The organism is Novosphingobium ginsenosidimutans, from assembly GCF_007954425.1.
In the GTDB taxonomy this organism is placed as follows: Bacteria; Pseudomonadota; Alphaproteobacteria; order Sphingomonadales; family Sphingomonadaceae; genus Novosphingobium; species Novosphingobium ginsenosidimutans.
The window spans coordinates 2,110,970-2,129,483 of sequence record NZ_CP042345.1; the positions used below are offsets into that span (position 1 = coordinate 2,110,970).

General features: G+C 61.7%; 16 protein-coding genes. 8 read left to right on the forward strand and 8 right to left on the reverse strand.

The genetic code is table 11. The features are described from left to right. Positions 1-16: 16 nt before the first annotated feature. Entirely contained in the window at positions 17-2,239 is a 2,223-nt protein-coding gene (locus FRF71_RS10500) for a putative bifunctional diguanylate cyclase/phosphodiesterase (RefSeq protein ID WP_147090604.1), read from the forward strand. On the opposite strand, the gene FRF71_RS10505 is transcribed toward FRF71_RS10500, so the two are convergent. Continuing rightward, positions 2,236-3,156 carry an NAD(P)/FAD-dependent oxidoreductase gene (locus tag FRF71_RS10505; RefSeq protein ID WP_147090605.1) on the reverse strand — a complete coding sequence of 307 codons (921 nt, stop codon included), beginning with the start codon at positions 3,154-3,156 and terminating at the stop codon, positions 2,236-2,238. The genes FRF71_RS10500 and FRF71_RS10505 overlap by 4 nt on opposite strands. A 98-nt stretch (positions 3,157-3,254) precedes the next feature. Here FRF71_RS10505 and FRF71_RS10510 point away from each other — a divergent pair, with 98 nt between their 5' ends. The 6 genes from FRF71_RS10510 to FRF71_RS10535 all read left to right on the forward strand — a co-directional run bounded on the left by FRF71_RS10510 (position 3,255) and on the right by FRF71_RS10535 (position 10,261). Continuing rightward, a complete protein-coding gene (locus tag FRF71_RS10510) occupies positions 3,255-3,851 on the forward strand; it encodes a TetR/AcrR family transcriptional regulator (RefSeq protein ID WP_147090606.1) in 597 nt (198 codons plus the stop codon). After that, positions 3,848-5,200: an MATE family efflux transporter gene (locus FRF71_RS10515; protein ID WP_202878081.1), complete on the forward strand. Its 1,353-nt coding sequence runs from the start codon at positions 3,848-3,850 to the stop codon at positions 5,198-5,200. Before FRF71_RS10510 ends, FRF71_RS10515 begins: the two co-directional genes overlap by 4 nt. 80 nt (positions 5,201-5,280) lie before the next feature. Next, positions 5,281-7,098 (forward strand): translation elongation factor 4, encoded by a 1,818-nt coding sequence (gene lepA / locus FRF71_RS10520; protein ID WP_147090607.1) that lies wholly within the window; start codon positions 5,281-5,283, stop codon positions 7,096-7,098. A 318-nt stretch (positions 7,099-7,416) separates the two neighbouring features. Continuing rightward, the gene (locus tag FRF71_RS10525; protein WP_147090608.1) at positions 7,417-8,508 is read left to right on the forward strand and encodes a DUF262 domain-containing protein; all 1,092 of its coding nucleotides are present in this window, start codon (positions 7,417-7,419) and stop codon (positions 8,506-8,508) included. Next, complete coding sequence (locus FRF71_RS10530) at positions 8,505-9,212, forward strand: MAE_28990/MAE_18760 family HEPN-like nuclease (RefSeq protein ID WP_147090609.1); 708 nt, start codon at positions 8,505-8,507, stop codon at positions 9,210-9,212. The genes FRF71_RS10525 and FRF71_RS10530 overlap by 4 nt, the downstream gene beginning before the upstream one ends. Continuing rightward, positions 9,209-10,261, forward strand: a complete 1,053-nt coding sequence (locus tag FRF71_RS10535) for a DNA cytosine methyltransferase (protein WP_147090610.1) — start codon at positions 9,209-9,211, stop codon at positions 10,259-10,261. The genes FRF71_RS10530 and FRF71_RS10535 overlap by 4 nt, the downstream gene beginning before the upstream one ends. Before the next feature lie 33 nt (positions 10,262-10,294). On the opposite strand, the gene FRF71_RS10540 is transcribed toward FRF71_RS10535, so the two are convergent. The 6 genes from FRF71_RS10540 to FRF71_RS10565 form a co-directional block, all read right to left on the reverse strand. After that, complete coding sequence (locus FRF71_RS10540) at positions 10,295-10,987, reverse strand: hypothetical protein (RefSeq protein WP_147090611.1); 693 nt, start codon at positions 10,985-10,987, stop codon at positions 10,295-10,297. A 273-nt stretch (positions 10,988-11,260) separates the two neighbouring features. Continuing rightward, complete coding sequence (locus FRF71_RS10545) at positions 11,261-11,812, reverse strand: helix-turn-helix domain-containing protein (RefSeq protein ID WP_147090612.1); 552 nt, start codon at positions 11,810-11,812, stop codon at positions 11,261-11,263. After that, entirely contained in the window at positions 11,809-12,396 is a 588-nt protein-coding gene (locus FRF71_RS10550) for a JAB domain-containing protein (protein WP_161597945.1), read from the reverse strand. The genes FRF71_RS10545 and FRF71_RS10550 overlap by 4 nt, the downstream gene beginning before the upstream one ends. A 463-nt stretch (positions 12,397-12,859) precedes the next feature. After that, the gene (locus tag FRF71_RS10555) at positions 12,860-13,195 is read right to left on the reverse strand and encodes a hypothetical protein (RefSeq protein ID WP_147090614.1); all 336 of its coding nucleotides are present in this window, start codon (positions 13,193-13,195) and stop codon (positions 12,860-12,862) included. Between the two features lie 59 nt (positions 13,196-13,254). Beyond that, complete coding sequence (locus FRF71_RS10560; protein WP_147090615.1) at positions 13,255-13,767, reverse strand: LuxR C-terminal-related transcriptional regulator; 513 nt, start codon at positions 13,765-13,767, stop codon at positions 13,255-13,257. A 443-nt stretch (positions 13,768-14,210) separates the two neighbouring features. Beyond that, positions 14,211-15,356: a GGDEF domain-containing protein gene (locus tag FRF71_RS10565; protein ID WP_161597946.1), complete on the reverse strand. Its 1,146-nt coding sequence runs from the start codon at positions 15,354-15,356 to the stop codon at positions 14,211-14,213. A gap of 226 nt (positions 15,357-15,582) precedes the next feature. Between FRF71_RS10565 and FRF71_RS10570 the strand changes: the two genes are divergently transcribed. Beyond that, positions 15,583-16,392, forward strand: coding sequence for an outer membrane protein assembly factor BamD (locus tag FRF71_RS10570; protein WP_147090617.1), 810 nt, complete (start codon positions 15,583-15,585; stop codon positions 16,390-16,392). A gap of 1 nt (position 16,393) precedes the next feature. On the opposite strand, the gene FRF71_RS10575 is transcribed toward FRF71_RS10570, so the two are convergent. Continuing rightward, a complete protein-coding gene (locus FRF71_RS10575) occupies positions 16,394-18,514 on the reverse strand; it encodes a transglycosylase domain-containing protein (protein ID WP_147090618.1) in 2,121 nt (706 codons plus the stop codon).

Consider the following 18,514-nt stretch of genomic DNA (forward strand, 5'->3'; position numbering starts at 1 on the left):
ACAACGAGCGAGAACGATGAGCGGAGGCAATGCCTCACCCCTTGGCCGTTTCAGAAACCTGCTGGGCAGCCGGCGGGATGGCGGATCGACGTCCGAAATCAGTCGGAACGACCGCGAGCGCCTGCTCGAGCTGGCTCATGACTACGAAAAGTCCGGTCACGGCTGGTTCTGGTCGACCAGCGCCGATGGGCGGCTGACCTATGTGTCCGAATGTGTTGCGCAGGTTCTGGGCGTCCCGGTCGACGAACTGGTCGGGCAGCCGGTCCAATCATTGTTCATCCTGGAACGCGATGAAGACGATGGGGTTGAACGGACGCTCCCGCTGATCCTGAGCGCCCGCAAGACCTTTGCCGACCTGCCGGTCAAGGCGGCCAGCGATTCAGTCGAGTTGTGGTGGTCGATTGCCGGCCGGCCGCAGTTCGATGCCACTGGTCATTTCATGGGCTATTACGGCAACGCCATCGACGTGACCGCATCGCGCCAGTCGCACAAGGATGCCTCGCGCCTGGCGCAGTACGATTCGCTAACCGGCCTCGCCAACCGCCACCGCATCGGCAAGCGGCTCAACGCGATCCTCACTGCCTACAAGACCGCCAAGCGTGCTTGTGCGATCTTCATGCTCGATCTCGACCGCTTCAAGCAGGTCAACGATACGCTGGGCCATCAGGCGGGAGACGAACTGCTCAAGCAGGTGGCGCAGCGGCTGCATCGCGTGCTGGGCGACAAGAGCTTTGAGATTGGCCGCCTGGGCGGTGATGAATTCCAGGTGATTCTGCCCGATATCGACGATCGCGGCCGCCTTGGCGAGATTGCACTGACAGTCATTTCGATGCTGTCGCAACCCTACCAGATTGACGGCAGCCGCTGCGTGATCGGCGCTTCGGTTGGGATCGCGATCGCACCTTACGACGGGATTACCAGCGAAGAGCTGGTTCGTTCGGCCGACCTTGCGCTCTATGCCTCGAAGGGTGGGGGACGCGGGCAGTTCCGCTTCTACTCAAGTGATCTTCATAACGAAGCGGAGCGGCGCAAGCAGATCGAGGATGATTTGCGCGATGCCTTGGCCAGCGACCAGATGCACGTGGTTTACCAGCCGATCGTTGATGCCACGACCAACAAGGTGGTCTCGCTTGAGGCGCTGGCGCGCTGGGAGCACCCAGAGCTGGGCGAAATTGCCCCATCGATCTTCATCCCGATCGCCGAGGAAGCCAGTCTGATCGGGCAATTGGGCGATTGGGTGCTCAAACAAGCCTGCGCCGATGCCGCCGAATGGCCTGGCGGCGTCAAGATTTCGGTCAATGTCTCGGCTGCGCAGTTTGGCAACCTTGGTTTTCCGACGCTGGTCGCCCAGGCACTGGCCCATTCGGGCCTCTCGCCGGACCGGCTGGAACTGGAACTGACCGAATCTGTCTTCCTGGGCGACAAGTCGAGCACCGAAGACATGTTCAACGCGCTCAAGATGCTGGGCGTGCGGTTGGCGCTCGACGATTTCGGCACCGGCTATTCGTCGCTCAGCTATCTGCAGCACGCGCCGTTCGACAAAATCAAGATCGATCAGAGCTTCATCACCGATGTGACCCAGCCTGGCAGCCGCAACGCCGCGATCATTTCGGCGATCGTCAGCCTGGCCAAGGCGCTGAAGATGGACACCACCGCCGAAGGAATCGAAGCCCACGACGAGCTAAAGGCCATGCGCAGGCTGGGGGTCAGTCAGATCCAGGGCTTCATTTACGCCTCGGCCGTTCCGGTCGATGAAGTCAGCGAGAATTTGCTCAGCGGCGATTGGGTGATCGAGCCCGATGGGCCGAGCCGCTATCGCCCGGACCGTCGCACCGTACTGCGCAAGGTCGGTCTGATCCACGAGGATCATCGCTACGAAGTGATGATGCGCAACCTGTCGCGCAGTGGCTGCATGGTCGAAGGCCTGGTCGATGTGCCGGTTGGCACGCCTTTCGTGGTCGATTTCGGCGAAGGTCAGTTGGCCGTGGCGCACGTCCGGCGCAGCGCCGGCGCGATGCAGGGGCTGGAATTCGAACAGCAGCTGGTTGACGACGGTGCCGGCGGCCTGTGCACCCGCCACCGCGTTTCGCCCTATGTCCTGGCTCAGGCCGGCATGCCGCTTCAGGCCCTGCCCAAGGGGCAATACCCGATGCAGCTGATGCAGCAGCCCGGCGCCCCGCTTAGCCTGCCGAAATTTGCCACGGTCGAAGTCAAGCACCGCGGAGTAAAGTTGGGCTAGGCGCGCAGCAACGGCCTGCGCTGAGCCAGATCGTTGCGGATCGTGGTCGCGGCAACCCCCGCTTCGCCCATGGCGTGGCTGATCTGATCCAGCCCCAGCACGACATCGCCGGCAGCATAGAGGCCTGGCACCGAAGTGCGCTGGTGGGCATCGACCGGCAGCGAGCCGTCCTCGGCAATTCGGGCCCCGGCCTGCCGCGCCAGCTCGATATGGATGTCCGATCCCAGCGCCGGATAAAGGCTGTCATAGTGCACCACTCCGCCAGGCGTCGTCACTGCAATCACCTGGTCTTTGGGGTCGATCGCCTGGCAAGGTCCGTCGATCAGCGTGATGGCAAATTCGGCGACGCGAGTGCGGTCGATGGTCTCCAGCTGATGCGGCCCGTCCGGAGCGATCAGGGTCACGTCGGCCGTGTAACTGCGCAGGAACACGGCTTCGTTCACGCCGTGACTGCCCGTGCCGATCACGCCAATGCGCTTATCGGTTACTTCATAGCCATCGCAAACCGGACAATAGCGGATTAGCCCGGCAGCCAGCGCGCGGTCGTGCTGGTCCGGGTCCATCGGCGGGCGCCGGTTCGTGACCCCAGTGGCCAGCAGCACGGCCGAGGCCTGAAGCGGCTGGCTGCCCCAGTCGACCAAAAAGCCGTCCTGCGCCGGCTCAATCCGCATCACTATCCCGCTGACCTGCTTGACCCCGAACCCTTCGGCCTGGGTGCGCATTCGCGCCAGCAGCTCGGTCCCGCTGATCCCGTCGGGAAAACCAGGGCAATTGTGACTGCGCGGGATCCGCGCCGCGCGGCTTTGCCCCGCGTCTACCACCAGCACTTTCAGGTGAAACCGCGCCAGATAGATCGCCGCCGTTAATCCTGCCGGTCCGCCACCGATTACCACGCAGTCGTAATCGCTTTTGCTCATGGGGGTTTAGCCTCCTGGGCGGGGCTTTGTTCCATGCGGGCCGAAAGCCCTTGCCGGATCACTTCTTTATATTATGATTATCATATAAAGGAGCGGCCATGCGCTACACGTCCGAACACAAGCACGAGACCCGCACGAAGATCCTGAATGCGGCTGCACGCGTCCTGCGTGAACAGGGGCCGGATCGGCTGGCGATTGGCGAGGTCATGGCCAGCGTGGGGCTCACACACGGCGGCTTTTATGCGCATTTCCCCTCAAAGGATGCGCTGGTCGAAGAAGCGCTTGCGACAATGTTTGGAGAAGCCCGGCTTTCAGGCGCGCAGCTCAAACTCGCTTTGGCCGATCCGCAGGCCGATGTCCGCGCTGCGCTTCGCGGTTTTCTGTCAGGCTATTTGTCGCCCGCCCATCGGGATGGAAAGCAGGCCGGCTGCCCATTGCCGGTGATGGCCAGCGATAGCGGCCGCAGCGCCGGGCCAACGCGCGATCATTTCAGTCAGGGACTGCAGCGCATAACGGGCACCCTGGTGGCGGCCCTGGACCGGATAGGGCATAGCGATCCGCAGGCTATTGCCAGGGCAATTGTCAGCCGAATGGTCGGAGCAGTGGCCATTGCCCGGGCACTGGGGCCGGGGGCGGAATCCGATGCCGTGCTGCGCGACAGTCTCCTCGCGTTGAAAGAGGAGCTTGGGCTGTGAACGCCTCCGTTGCCGTCGATGCCCGGACCGCCATGTTGCGCAGCGGGCCGATCCTGCCAACCCTGACCAGGCTAAGCCTCCCCAACCTGATTGCGCTCTGCTCTGCCACGATCGTTTCGATTGCCGAGACCGCCTATGTCGGCCGCTTGGGGGTGGCCTCGCTTGGCGGCATTGCGCTGGCCTTTCCGGTCTTCATGCTGATGCAAATGCTTTCGGCCGGGGCCATGGGGGGGACGGTCTCGGGCGCGATCAGTCGCGCGCTGGGGGCGGGGGATGCTGCGGCGGCGCGCGGTCTTGCGCTAACCGCGCTGGCGTTGGGCGTGGGCTTTGGTTTGCTGCTGAACCTTATCGTTCTGACACTCGGCCCCGCGGTCTTCCGGCTGATGGGCGGGCATGGGGCGGTCCTGGAGGAAGCCGTAACCTTCGCGCATATCGCCGCTTTCGCCATCGCCGGAATCTGGGCTTCGAACACGCTGGCCTCGATTGCCCGCGGTTCGGGCACCATGGCGGTCCCGGCGGTGATCCTGCTCGTGTCGGGACTGGTCCAGGTTGCCATTGGCGGGACGCTTGCGTTGGGCTTGGGCCCAGCTCCGCAGCTCGGGATAGCCGGCGTGGCGATAGGCCAGCTGGTCGCCTTCTGGGGCGCGGCGCTCGCCTTGCTGGTCTATCTCCTGTCGCCGCGCTCGCGCCTGCGCCTGACCTTTGCGGCCAGCTTGCTCTCTGCCGCCCGCGCGCGTGAGATCATGCGGATTGGCTGGATCGCGATGCTCTCGCCGCTGCTGTCGGTTTCGACCGTGTTGGTCCTGACCAGTCTGGTTGCACAGTTCGGACCCGAGGCACTGGCTGGCTACGGGATCGGTGTACGGCTGGAATTCCTGCTGATCCCGATCGCCTTCTCGGTCGGCGTAGCCTCTGTGCCGATGGTCGGCACCGCCATGGGTGCGGGCGATGTGCCGCGCGCACGGGCCGTGGCCTGGACCGCCGGGGCGATGGCCGCGACGGCGCTCGGCGTGCTCGGTGCGGTCGTCGCAGTGATGCCGTGGCTGTGGGTCGATTTGTTCACGGCCGACCCGGTCGTCCGCCAGACGGCATACCAGTATCTCGTGATCGCCGGGATCGGCTTCCCGTTCTTCGGCCTCGGCCTGTGCCTCTACTTCGGCTCGCAAGGCGCGGGCCGGGTGGGCGGAGCGATCGGCGCCCAGGCCATCCGGCTGGGGATGGTGGTGATCGGCGGCTGGCTGCTGGCCCACGCAGGTCTGCCGCTCTGGAGCGTCTTCGCGCTTTCGGTCAGCGCGATGATCGCGATGGGCCTGGCGACGGCGCTGTTCGTCAAGCTGACCCGCTGGTAGCCAGACGGCTTATGGCCTTCCGGGCCGGTGACAGTGCGCTGACTTGCTGCTAGGGGCGAGGCAAACCTAGCGGAAGTGTCATGACAGATCTCGCAAGTATCAGAAATTTCAGTATTATTGCTCACATTGACCACGGCAAGAGCACCCTGGCGGATCGGCTGATCCAGTTCACCGGGGGCCTGTCCGAGCGCGAGATGTCGGCGCAGGTGCTGGATAACATGGATATCGAGCGGGAACGCGGGATCACGATCAAGGCCCAGACCGTCCGGCTGAAGTACCGCGCCAAGGATGGCAAGGACTATGAGCTGAACCTCATGGACACCCCCGGCCACGTCGACTTCGCCTATGAAGTGTCGCGCTCCCTGGCCGCCTGCGAAGGCGCGCTCCTCGTCGTCGACGCCGCGCAGGGGGTCGAGGCGCAGACCCTCGCCAACGTCTACCAGTCGATCGAGCACGACCACGAGATCGTTCCCGTCATCAACAAGATCGACCTGCCCGCCGCCGAGCCCGAAAAGGTCAAGCACGAGATCGAGGAAGTGATCGGCCTCAATGCCTCCAACGCCGTCCTCACCTCGGCCAAGTCGGGCATCGGGATCGAGGACGTGCTCGAAGCCGTCGTCACCCGCATCCCCCCGCCCAAGGGCGATGCCAATGCCCCGCTCAAGGCCATGCTGGTTGACAGCTGGTACGATCCCTACCTTGGCGTGGTGATCCTGGTCCGCGTGGTCGAAGGCACGATCCGCAAGGGTCAGCAGGTCAAGTTCATGGCCGGCGGCACCGAACACCTGATTGACCGGGTCGGCTGCTTCACCCCCAAGATCGAGCAGCTGAGCGAGCTGACCGCCGGCGAAATCGGCTTCATTACCGCCCAGATCAAGGAAGTGGCCCAGGCCCGCGTCGGTGACACGATCACCACGGTCAAGGGCGGGGCGGCCGAGGCGCTGCCCGGCTTCAAGGAAGTCCAGCCCGTGGTGTTCTGCGGCCTCTTCCCGGTCGACGCGGCCGACTTTGAAAAGCTGCGCGAGAGCATCGGCAAGCTGCGCCTCAACGATGCCAGCTTCAGCTTCGAGATGGAGAGCAGCGCCGCCCTGGGCTTCGGCTTCCGCTGCGGCTTCCTCGGCCTGCTGCACCTGGAAATCATCCAGGAACGCCTGACCCGCGAATATGACCTGGACCTGATCACCACGGCCCCCAGCGTGGTCTACCGCATCCAGCTGCGCGCCAGCCGGACCGACGACGCGCGCGAGATCTACCTGCACAACCCGGCCGACTATCCCGATCCCAGCCGGATCGAGCAGATCGACGAACCCTGGATCAAGGCGACGATCTACACGCCCGACGAATACTTGGGCAGCATCCTCAAGCTCTGCCAGGATCGCCGCGGCATCCAGACCGGGCTGACCTACGTCGGCGGCCGCGCCCAGGTGTCATACGAGCTGCCGCTCAACGAAGTGGTGTTCGATTTCTATGACCGCCTGAAATCGATCAGCCGCGGCTATGCCAGCTTTGACTATGAACAGATCGGCCTGCGCGAAGGCGATCTCGTCAAGATGGGCATCCTCGTCAACAACGAGCCGGTCGACGCCCTGTCGATGATCGTCCACCGCTCCGTCGCGGAAACCCGCGGCCGCCACATGTGCGAACGCCTGAAAGACCTGATCCCCCGCCACCTGTTCAAGATCCCGATCCAGGCCGCGATCGGCGGCAAGGTCGTGGCCCGCGAAACCATCAGCGCCATGCGCAAGGACGTCACCGCCAAGTGCTATGGCGGCGACATCACCCGCAAGAAGAAGCTGCTGGAAAAGCAGAAGAAGGGGAAGGCGCGGATGCGGGAGTATGGCAATGTGTCGATTCCGCAGGAGGCGTTTATTGCGGCGTTGCGGATGGGGGAGGAGTGAAGGCGTCTAAGCGACGTTGCGCAGCAACGGTAGCTTAGAAGCCGGTGCGCGCCAGCGCATCACCCGACCCGGCCGACCTCGGTGCATAGCGCCGCGGATCGACGTCACGTGGCGCATGGAGCGATTGCCCAAGCAATCGCGGAACGGCGCGTGGGAGAGAGAGACGTCGTGGTGCCGAAAAGCATCCGATAACTTCTGATGCGACGACCGTCAGTCCAAGCTTGAAGCTGGGGAAAATTCTTACTTTCTTCTGTTGTTTGCTCGTAAACTCCATATCTTAGAGCAAATACTGGCCATTTTGAGCATAAGAGAGAGGTTATGGCAAAGAAAGTTAAGCCTAACGCCGAAGCCATAGCAAACGCTGAAGACGCAATTGTTCTAGTATCGCGCCAAGTGAAGTTTACGGTGACGGAGTATCCAATCTCAGTATATGTCGAGCGTTTTGAAAATGACGATACTGGACGATTTTTTGTACCTGAGTACCAGAGAAATTTAGCTTGGCATCCTAGGCAGCAATCTGAATTTATTGAATCTTTATTGGTTGGGTTGCCTATACCATTTCTATTTTTCTATCAAACTACCGATGGCAGGATGGAAATCGTCGATGGCTCTCAGAGAATGAGGGCTATGCGCGCATTTCTGAAGGATAACCTTAGGCTTTCAGACCTAGTGCTTGTTCCGGAGCTGAATGGATTTTCGTTCAACGATCTGCCTCAGGATCGCCGGAACAAACTTGAAGATGTTACGATCAGAACCATCGTGCTCGATCCCAGTACCGACGCTGCTACGCGAGCTGAAATGTTCGCTCGAATTAACAAATCAGGTACGGTGGCAAATGAAGCCGAGATTAGACGGGGATCTTTGCCTGGTCCAGTGACCGACCTTATCCGGCAACTTGCGGAAGATGCGCAATTTGAAGCGGCTACCCCGATGTCCCAAAAGATCATAGATCAAAGGGAGCGTGAAGAGCTGGTAACAAGGTTTTTTGCTTATCTTGATGGGTGGGATCATCCTGATGGTAGGTTTCCAAATTATCGAGATAGGCCAAAGAAATATCTTTATGATTATTTGAAAAGGGCGAATGATCAGGCTCTAGACAATCCAGCAATCATTGACGAAATGCGCGCAGAATTTCATCGTATGCTATTTAAAGTAAACGATTTATTCTCTTTCGGATTTCGAAAAACATCGAATGCTAACACTGTTCCGAGAGTGCGATTTGAGGCGATTTCAACCGGAACTGCGCTGGCGCTCCGAGAGAATCCTGCCATTGAGCATTCTCAGGAAGTTGTCGCTCAGCGGATGCTAGATAGATCGTTTGACAAGATTGTGGTATCAGATGGTGCGAATGTCCGCAGTAAGCTAGAGGGCAGAATTGATCTGGTGCGATCTATTCTGGTTGAACCATGAGCCTGCGCGCGGCGCTTTCTGACCGGCGTGAAGAATTCGACGCTCACTTTGCGTTGGCCGAGGCCTTGCAAGACCGAATGATGCTGGATTCGACGTTGGGTCCCGTCAGCTTGTCCGTTCGGCATATAAACACGATAAAATCTGGTCTTCTCGTGCACCTCTATAACATCGTCGAGGCGATCATGAGTGAGGCACTTAGCGCTGTCGGAAGTGCGCTTGGCTCGTCCGATCCAAGGCAGTGGACAGAGCATTCTTTGAGAGAATGGCTTAGAGAGGCAATAGTCGCCCGAACTACGGACGGGAACGAAGATGGGCGCCTCGCAACGGTTTTTCAGATGTCGACGCTGCTCCTGACGCCGTCAATTAGCGGCCCCCAAGCGCTTAAAAAGCCATCAGGCACTTGGGACGATAAGGCTATCGCAAAATGCATTGAGCGCTTGAATGTCTCATTCTGGATGCCGGCGGACATCTGGACCAGAATCGCGTCTGACCCAGGATACGGGGATAAAACCCCGTTGCAATTTCTCGCGCTAAGGAGGAATGCAATAGCGCACGGGAGACGCTCATTCGAGGACGGCGCAAGCGATCAAAGTTTGCCTGCAATCCGCAAGCTGGCTGATGTTGTTTTGGACTACATGGAATACGTTGCGAAGGCGTTTGAGGAACATGTTGCAAATCAGGCGCACATCGTTGCTGCGATATGACTAAGATATCGAAGATTTCGGCAATTGATCTGTTCTGCGGGGTTGGTGGTCTTAGTCAGGGCCTCAAGCAGGCAGGAGTTGGTGTTGAGCTTGGCGTCGATATCGATCCGTTGTGCCGTTTTCCGTTTGAGCAAAACATAAAGGCTGCGTTCTCAGCTGAGGATGTAGCAAACATCGCTCCAGAGAGTCTTGATCAGTATTTCCGTGAGGGAAGCATCCGGCTTCTTGCCGGGTGCGCCCCATGTCAGCCGTTCTCGACCTACTCGCGCAGCGCCAAGCGTGCGCGGGGTGCTGACTGGTATTTGGTTGAACGCTTTGGCGAGATTGTCCGGACATTAAAGCCAGAGCTTGTAACAATGGAAAATGTCCCACCACTTGCTGATGCGTCGGTGTTCGGTGAACTGCTTGGCTTGCTAGACGGATATTACGTTGACTGGGACATCGTGGAGGCGAAGCAGCTTGGGTTGCCACAGACCCGGCAGCGCCTTGTTTTGGTCGCCTCTCGACTTGGTCCAATATCATTGAAGTTACCCAGTAAGCGAGAAACCACTGTTCGCGACGCAATTTCGGGGCTGCCCCCTTTGAAGGCCGGTGACGCGGATGCGGACGATCCTATGCACTGCGCTTCTAAGCTTAGCGATCTGAACTTGAAACGGATTCAAGCATCCCGCCCTGGTGGTACGTGGCGTGATTGGCCGACCGAACTCCGCGCGGCGTGCCATCAGAAACAATCCGGTCAGACTTATCCGTCAGTTTATGGTCGGATGCGATGGGATGCTCAGAGCCCAACCATTACCACGCAATGTTTTGGTTATGGAAATGGTCGTTTCGGTCATCCTGAGCAAGATCGAGCAATCTCACTTCGTGAAGCAGCAATGCTCCAAGGCTTCCCTCGCGCCTACAAGTTTCTTCCAGATGGCGCAAAGCCTAGCTTTGCGACTTTTGGCAGACTGATTGGCAATGCTGTCCCTGTAGAAATCGGCCAAGCAATCGGCGAGCTGTTCCTTGATCATATCGAGAATCAATCGACCCAAACGAGCCATTATTGAGACCATCGTCTTCCAATTTCCAAGTCTCCCCCCTCACTCCCCCCGCCGTCGCGCATTTACCTCATCCAGCCGCCCCGATTCCAGATAGGCCTCGTACAGCCGCCGGGTCCGCGGGCTCATCACGGCCAGGCGGCGCGCTTTCATCGCTTCCAGTTGGGCGTTGATCGAGGCGGCGGTGGCGTCGCTGCGTTTGCGGCGGTCCAGGGCCTGTTCGGCCTCCCATTCCTTGCGCCACTGCTTTTTCAGCCGCGATAGCTCGGTCGCATAGCCGGGGTTGCCGATGGTGTTGCGGCGCTCGGTCACCTGGCCAGCCGCGTTGAAGCGGGTGGGGGCGCGGTTCTTGAGCATGAACATCAGCAGCCGGTCATTGTGCTTGATCCGGCTGCCGACCAGCTTGCCGTAGGAATAGACCGGCACCTCGGTGCCATGGAGCGCGCGTTCGAGCGCCACGTCCTCCAGTTGCTGCACGCCGAGGGAAAGCGCGGCTTCCCAGGCCTTGCGAAAGCTTTCCGCCTCTGGATGGCGGCGCAGCAGGTAGGCGCCTTCGGGGGTCATGTTGACGCGGTGGGCCGCCGCCTTGACGCTGCCGGTGACGGACAGCGCCTCGATAAAGCGGCGCTGGCGGTCTTCCGTCCAGCCATCGTGGCGGTTGGTGCCGCGCGGCACGGGGGCGAAATCGGGGATCTGGCCGGGGGCGGCGGGGAGCTGGCGCTTGTCGATCGTCATGGCGGGGCGTCCTGGGGGTTCTGGGGCGAGTGGAGCGGGGCAGGAAACCCGGGATTATGCCTGAGCCAAGGGGTTGTAGGAAAATGGTTTCTGCCCGCGCGAAGAGGGCCAATGCGCCGCTCTGGCCCGGGATCATGGCTGATCCCGGGCGCTCAGGCCGGATGGCTGGCGGGGCGGAGTGCCCGCAGGCGCCCGGTGCCCGCAAAGGCGCGGCGCCACGGGTTGGTCCGGCGGGAAGCGGGTGTGGCGGCGCTCAGGATGGGCGCGGTGTAATCACGATCGCGCCCGTTCATAGGCCAGGATGATTCTCTCTTCGAAGGAACGCCGCATCCGGTCGGCCTGCGAAAGGGCGCTTTCAAAGTAATCCTTGATCGCGCCATAGCCCTTGTCCGTCAGCCGGACCCAGCTGGAGCGCTGGTCATGCGGGTTGTCGATGCGCTCAACCAGTCCCACGCATTCGAGCTGCCGCAGCCAGCGCAGGCTGGTGGTTGGCGGCACATCCCCCGCGATGCAGGCGCTGGTGACGGAAATCGTCTGGTCCTTCAGCCGGGCGGCAAACAGATCGAGGAGGATGTCCCAGGCCGGCTCGCCGAACAGATCGGCATCGAGGAAGTTCCGCCGGCGCCGGCGATTGCCGTATTCCAGCTCAACCCGGTCGATCAGCAGTTCCCGCTCAAGCGCAGGCGAGAGGCGGGGCGGTGCAAACATCAGGCTTTCGTCGGATTGCTCTGGCTGGTCCAGTGCGGCTTCGAGTTCGTCAGCCAACTTGATCAGCTGGGCGGCGTTTGCCCGGAGCTGGCGGATCTGCCGTTTGGTGGCGGTCATCGCATCGCTCCCACGGTTCGCATGCTGCACACGCGCGGCCCGGCCACGATCAGGTGATCGACAAGCTCGATCCCCAGGGCACTGGCGCATTTGGCGAGCCGGTCGGTAAATTCGATGTCGCGCTTGCTTGGTTCAGCCCGGCCCGACGGATGATTGTGGCACAGGACGATCCGGGCACTGTCCAGCTCGATCGCCCGCCGCAGCAGGGACCGAAGGCGCAACTGGACCTCGGACCAGCCGCCCTGGGCGACAATCTCGTCCTTGATGTAACGCGAGTGCGCATCCAGAAAGATCGCCAGCATCTTTTCCTGACGGGCGCTGCCCAGGGTCGCGATCACGAACTGGTTGAACTTGGGATCATCGGGGACGAAGACGCTTTGCCGAAAATCCTCGCGCATGGCTTCCAGCACGATGCTTTTCGTCATCAGGATCATATCGGCCAGCTCGCTGTGACCAGTCACCTCGCGCACCGCCGATCCGGACGCTGACAGGACCTGCCCCAGCGATCCGAAGGTAGCCAGAAGCTGCGCGGCTATCGCGTCAGCATCTGCCGGTGCGAAGGTTGCGACCAGTCGCGCCAGCAAGGCCTGTTGACGCCCGCGCGCATCAAGCGCCGGTGGGACATCGTCCCGATCAGCAGGGTTATCGCCACGAAATAGGTCGGACCTGAACGCATTATTCCGTAAGCGAGCGGGTCCATGTCTATCTCTAGTACTCGCACTGCGTGCGAGAAGACCGCCAGTAGTTGCAGGGAAGCCGCCCATATTGGCCATACTCTCCAGGCATGGATTGCCACTCTGGAAAAAATCAGAAAGGCAAAGGTGTCGATTGCCAGCCCGGTCCAGTCCAAACCACCGATGTTAAAACCAACCAGTTGGGTGCGGACCATGCTGAGCAAGAGGACAATCAAGAGCGTGGCGGCTCCGCGCCGTTCGGGCGCGGCACCACACTTCCATGCATATGCTATTGTTCCAAGGAAGAGTGCCAGGACTGCTAACGACGCGATCATGTTGACTATCTCGTAGATGGCAGTCCCGGAACTCGCGATTAGGCAGCCTGGGCAGCCAGGTCAGAATCGATCGCTTCGAGACTTCCGGTTGATTCATGCGGAAGGATAACGTCGGCGCGCTCTTCGCCGATGCGGCGAAGTTCGCCGTGGGTCCGGGCGAGATCGGCCCGGGCGTCGGTCAGCGACGAAATGGAGCGCACGAGACGCATGATGGCAACCTGTCCATCGGCAAACGATGCGCCGGCATCGACCCGCGATTGCGCGATCGTGGCGAGAAGCGACGCACTGCGTGCCAGGGTCCGGTCAAGCTCCGTTTCGCTTTCGCACAGTTCGCGGATAATCCGATTGGTGGCAGTCTGTGGGGTCAGGGTCATTGTTCATCTCCGGCAACGCCTTTGGGATCGGCGTTAAGGTGTGCTGTCGGAGGCGCCGCCTAGACCATCTCGGAGAGCGTTTTTGCCATCGAGACCAGAGCGAGCAGCGTTAGAGCTAACACGGCTGCCAGGCCAAGGATCGCAATCACTCTGCCGCTCTTGCCGAAGCGGTTGTCGAATGCCTCCAGGCCAAATGCCGGTTCCGTCGTCGCTTCCCAGGGTGCGCGATACTGCAGCGTTACCGCGTCCGAGAAAGTATACGTTGGCTCCAAGCTTTCGGCCTGGGGCAAGCCTTCATCGCTAACCGCGTCAGGTTCCACATATGGAAATCCATATGCGGATTCATCGCATATCGAAAGCAGGGCGGCGTAGGCGCGTGCAACTTCGCCCCGGCTAGCGGCACCGAGCTTCAGTCGCGCGCCGCCCAGTCGCTGATCGACGGTATAGGGAGAGATATCGAGCGTCCGGGCAATTTCCTTGGACGACTTGTGCTGGATCAACAGATCCAGAACGGCACGCTGCTTTTCAGTCAGCGACGCTAACTTTGCGCGCGCTTTAGCAATGTCGTCCATTGTCACCCTGGCCCTGTTGCGGTGTGTTTATACCATATCACACCGGTAATGACAGTGACTGATGGGATAGGGCCGGGGGTGTGTTCGGCTTAGTCCAACCCAGATGCGATGCGAACGTGAAAGGTCCGAAGCGTTTCCAAGGCTTGACTGACATGAACAGAAGCCATTGAAGTTCCGAGTGAATCAAGCATATCCTGCGCTTGTTCGACTAACTCAATGCAGTCGGAGACTACATCCAAAGTGGATGCATCAAGTGCAGGGCTTCCACCCGTAAGAGTTTTTCCGGTTGTCATAGGCGGAACGCGAATCGCCTCTTTTTGCAGGGCCCTGTGGACTAGGCCTGCCGTTCACTTTCATCATTGTCAATCAGCAAACGATTACAGTACTTTATGGTAAACGCATCCGCCCCGTAGAAGCTTTTTGTTGGCTTCCGTTCCAGTCATTCAGGCCGCAGCCGTCCGGGCGGCAGTCGGGGCGGGCAGCGGGCTGGCCTGTTCGAGCCGGTTCCGGCCCTTGCCCTTGGCGGCGTAGAGCGCCGCGTCGGCGCGGTTGAACAGTTGGCGCCAGCTAGCTTCATCCGCCGCGGGACCATCGGCGAGGCCAATGCTGACCGTGACCTGGCGGTTGTGCGGCATCGGGGCGGTGCGGATCTCGGCCAGGATGGCCAGGGCAAGCGCTTCGGACAGGTCATCGGCGTGGCCCACCAGGGCAAATTCTTCGCCGCCGATCCGGGCGACGCTGGCGCGGATTTCGGCGATCCGGGCCAGCCGCTCGGCCACGACCTTTAGCACTTCGTCACCTTTGTCGTGGCCGTGGTCATCGTTGATCGTCTTGAAGTGATCGATGTCGACCAGCAGCAGACGAACCGGTCCCTCGCTGCCCAGCTCAAGGGCATGATCGAGCAGCGCACGGCGGTTAAGGAGGCCCGTTAGCGGATCGGTGCGAGCAAGCTCGCGGCTATGACGCTGGAGCGTCAAGAGATCGATCACGGTGTGAAAGTGCGATTGGACCATGTGCAGCTGAAACAGCGCCGCGATAGACAGGCTGACCGCTACGGCCAGGTCCATCCTGCTGCCCGAGGTGTACAGCAGCGCCAGCATCGGCACCAAGTTGATCAACAGGTTGAGCACGGCGGCGGTACGTGCACTTGACAGGCAGTAGGCGGTGGAGAAGGCCCCCAGCGCAACGATGATCGGATAATAGATCCGCTCGTCCGGCGGCGCACTAAGCCAAGAATGGACACACCAGGCGCTGCATATGACCGCGATCAGCGACGAACCGACAGCGGCATCGCGCACGAACCGGCGCGAGCGGCGGACCGAGGTGGCGAGACGCATATCGCGGCCCAGGCTCCACACGCCGGCCAGGCAGAACATGGCCAGCGCGGCCGGGGTGCCAAAGCGGACCCACCAGGTCGCCCCTTCAGCCGCAGCCAGTGCGCCGGTCGGCGTGGTGAGGAATAGCGCTAGAAACAGCAGGCGCGAATTGCGCTGCATCTGCACCGCGCCGCGCACCACGAATTCGTCGCGGATCGCGTCGGGTACCTGAGGCGCGAAGTAGCCCCGCAGCTTGCCCGCCAGCCTCGTCATGCCGGCAGCAATAGGTAAAGCCCCTGAAATATGTCTTAAGCCGAATACTTGGATGGCACGATCCAAACGCGGCCGAATAAGTGCCGAGGCAGACCAACAGGGTGGCCAAGGGGGAAGATAGGGAGCAGACCGGGCCGCGCAGCTGATGATGAGCCAAGCGGCGGGCGGGGATAGGCTGCGCAACTTCACTTGGCGTTCAGGCAGGCTCTGGCTATAGGCTGGCGCCATGCCAGGAACCCCCACCAGCCGCTCGCCGCTCAAGCTCGCCCTTTTCGCCACTGCTTCGGCGGCCTTGCTGGTTACCGCCGGGTGCGCCGGGCGGGGCAACCAGGCCAAGGACACGGCCTTTGTCGCCCGCGATGTCGATACGCTCTACATGGCCGCGAAGGACCGGCTTGATCGCGGCGATACCAGGCTGGCCGCCGCGCTGTTTGACGAGGTGGAGCGCCAGCATCCCTATTCGCCCTGGGCCCGCCGTGCCCAGCTGATGAGCGCTTTCTCGTACTATGTGGCGCGCGATTACAACAAGGCGATCCAGTCGGCGCAGCGGTTCCTTTCGATCCATCCGGGCAACCGCGATGCGCCCTATGCCTATTACCTGATCGGCCTGAGCTATTACGAGCAGATCAGCGACGTCAGCCGTGACCAGAAAATCACCCGGCTTGCGCTCGATTCGATGAACGAGGTGGTGCGGCGCTATCCCAACACCCGTTATGCCTCTGATGCGCGGCTCAAGATCGACCTGATCAACGATCACCTGGCCGGCAAGGAAATGGAGATCGGGCGGTTCTATCAGCGTTCGGGCCGGTGGCTTGCTGCCAATCTGCGCTTCCGCAACGTGATCGAAGGCTACCAGTCGACCAGCCACACTCCCGAAGCGCTCTATCGCATGGTCGAAAGCAACCTGGCGATCGGCGTGCCGGCCGAGGCGCAGAAGGCCGCCGCCGTACTCGGTGCCAACTACCCGGGCAGCGAATGGTACAAGAAAGCCTTCGACCTGATGCAGAAGTACGCGCCGGGCACTGCCGCAATCTAGCTTAGCCGGGGCCTTGTGCCCTGCGGTTGGCCTCCGCTTCGATCCTTCGTTGCGTCTCGCGGGCAGCCTCGCTGGTCCGTGCGGAGGCTTCGCGCAGGGCGGCAGCCGCGCGGCGCTGGGCTTCGGCGGCCTCGTTCCCAAGATCGATATCGACCCCGACCGGTGTGCCGCCCACCTGGGTGCTGATCACCGCGCGACCGTTCTCGAAGCGAACCCGCGCATCGCCGAGCGGGATCTCGGGGATGGGCAGGGCTTCGGGTGCGTCGAGCGGCTCGACTGGCCCGCTGGGATTGGGCTGGGGGCGCGCAGGGGCTGGCTGCGCCCCGCGGGCGGAACGCATGAAGTCGCGCCAGATCTTGGCTGGCAGGCCGCCCCCGGTGACTCCCTGAAGCGGGGTGTTGTCATCATTGCCAACCCACACCCCCACCACCAGATCGCCTGAATAGCCCACAAACAGGGCATCGCGATTGTCCTGGCTGGTTCCGGTCTTGCCGAAGGCCGGTCTGCCCAGGGCGGCGGCGCGGCCGGTCCCGGCTTCGACTGTCCGGCGCAGCATGGTCTCGATATCCTCGTGCACCTGGCCCGAAAAACGGGAAGGGCCGAACACCAGCCGTTCGAACCAGCCCTGTTCCTCAACCGGAAATGCGCGCGGCTTTACCGGATAACTGTTGCCTGCCACCCCGGCATAGGCCGCGGTCAGTTCGAGCAGAGTCATCCCCGACGTACCTAGCGCCACAGAGGGATCGCCCGGATCCATCGGCGCGGTCACCCCCATAGCCCGCGCCAGGGCTATCACCTTGAGATCGCCGACCTGGCTGAACAGCCGGACCGTGGCGACATTGCTAGAAGTGGCGAAGGCATCGCGCAGGGTGATCGTGTCCGAATACCGATCGGCGTAGTTCTTCGGCCGGTAGCCGCCGGTCAGGATCGGGCGGTTGTCGATCCGATCGTCCGGCTTCCAACCATTCTTGAGCGCGGCCAGGTAGACGAACAGCTTAAAGGTTGAGCCAGGCTGGCGCCGCGCCTGGGTGGCGCGGTTAAAGGGCGATGCCGCATAGTCGCGCCCGCCGACCATCGCCACAACTTCGCCGCTCGGACGCATTGCCACCAGTGCGGCCTGGGCCTGGCCAAGCCCGGCCCGGGCGATGGCATTGCGCGCGGCGCGCTGCAGGCGGGTGTCGAGCGTGGTCCGCAACGTCTCACGCGCATAGCCGCTTTCGTTTTCGGCGCGGATTTGCGGCAGCACCCAGTCCGCGAAATAGGTTCCGCTGGGAAGGTCGTTGCGGTTGCGCAGATCAAGTTGGGGGTAAGGCATCCCGGCGGCGGCACTTGCGGTCAGGTATCCTTCAGCCACCATCGCCGCCTTGACCAGCTCCATACGCTTTTTTGCTGCGGCATAGTTTCGCGTCGGAGCCAGGCGGGTTGGCGCCTGGACCAGCCCTGCCAGCATTGCGGCCTGTGCGGGTGTCAGCTTTTCCGGCTGGCGATAGAAGTAGTGCAGCGACGCCGCCCGCAGACCATAGGTATTGTCGCCGAAATAGGCGTTCGACAGATAGCGCTCGAGGATTTCATCCTTGCTCAGCCAGGCCTCCAGCCAAAATGCGATCAGCGCTTCACGCGCCTTGCGGGTCAGGCTCCGCTCGGGCGTAAGGAAGGTGAACTTGGCGAGCTGCTGGGTGATCGTGCTGCCGCCCTGGGTGCGGCTTGAGGTGATGTTGCTTGCCACTGCCCGAGCAATCGAGCGCGGATCGACCCCCCAGTGCGAATAGAACCGCCGGTCTTCGATCGCGATGAAGGCCTGCTTGACGTGCGGCGGCAGCTCGGCCGCCTTTACCGGCTTGTCGACGATCGCCCCGTTGCGCGCAAACGGCGTGCCATCGGCGGCGAGCAGGGTAATCTGCGGCGGGGCGATCGGCTCCAGCGATTTGGACAGCGGCGCAGTCAGCGCCAACCAGGCGATCAGCAGCGCAAAGAGCAGCAACATCGCCTGAAGTGAGCGCTTGAGCCACCACCACTTGCCGCGTGCCGGAACCGGCAGCGGCGCTGGTTCGCCGCCCTCGTGCGGGGGCAACGCGCCAGGGGACAGATGCGGATCGCGATCGCCCGGCCGCAATTCGTTCAT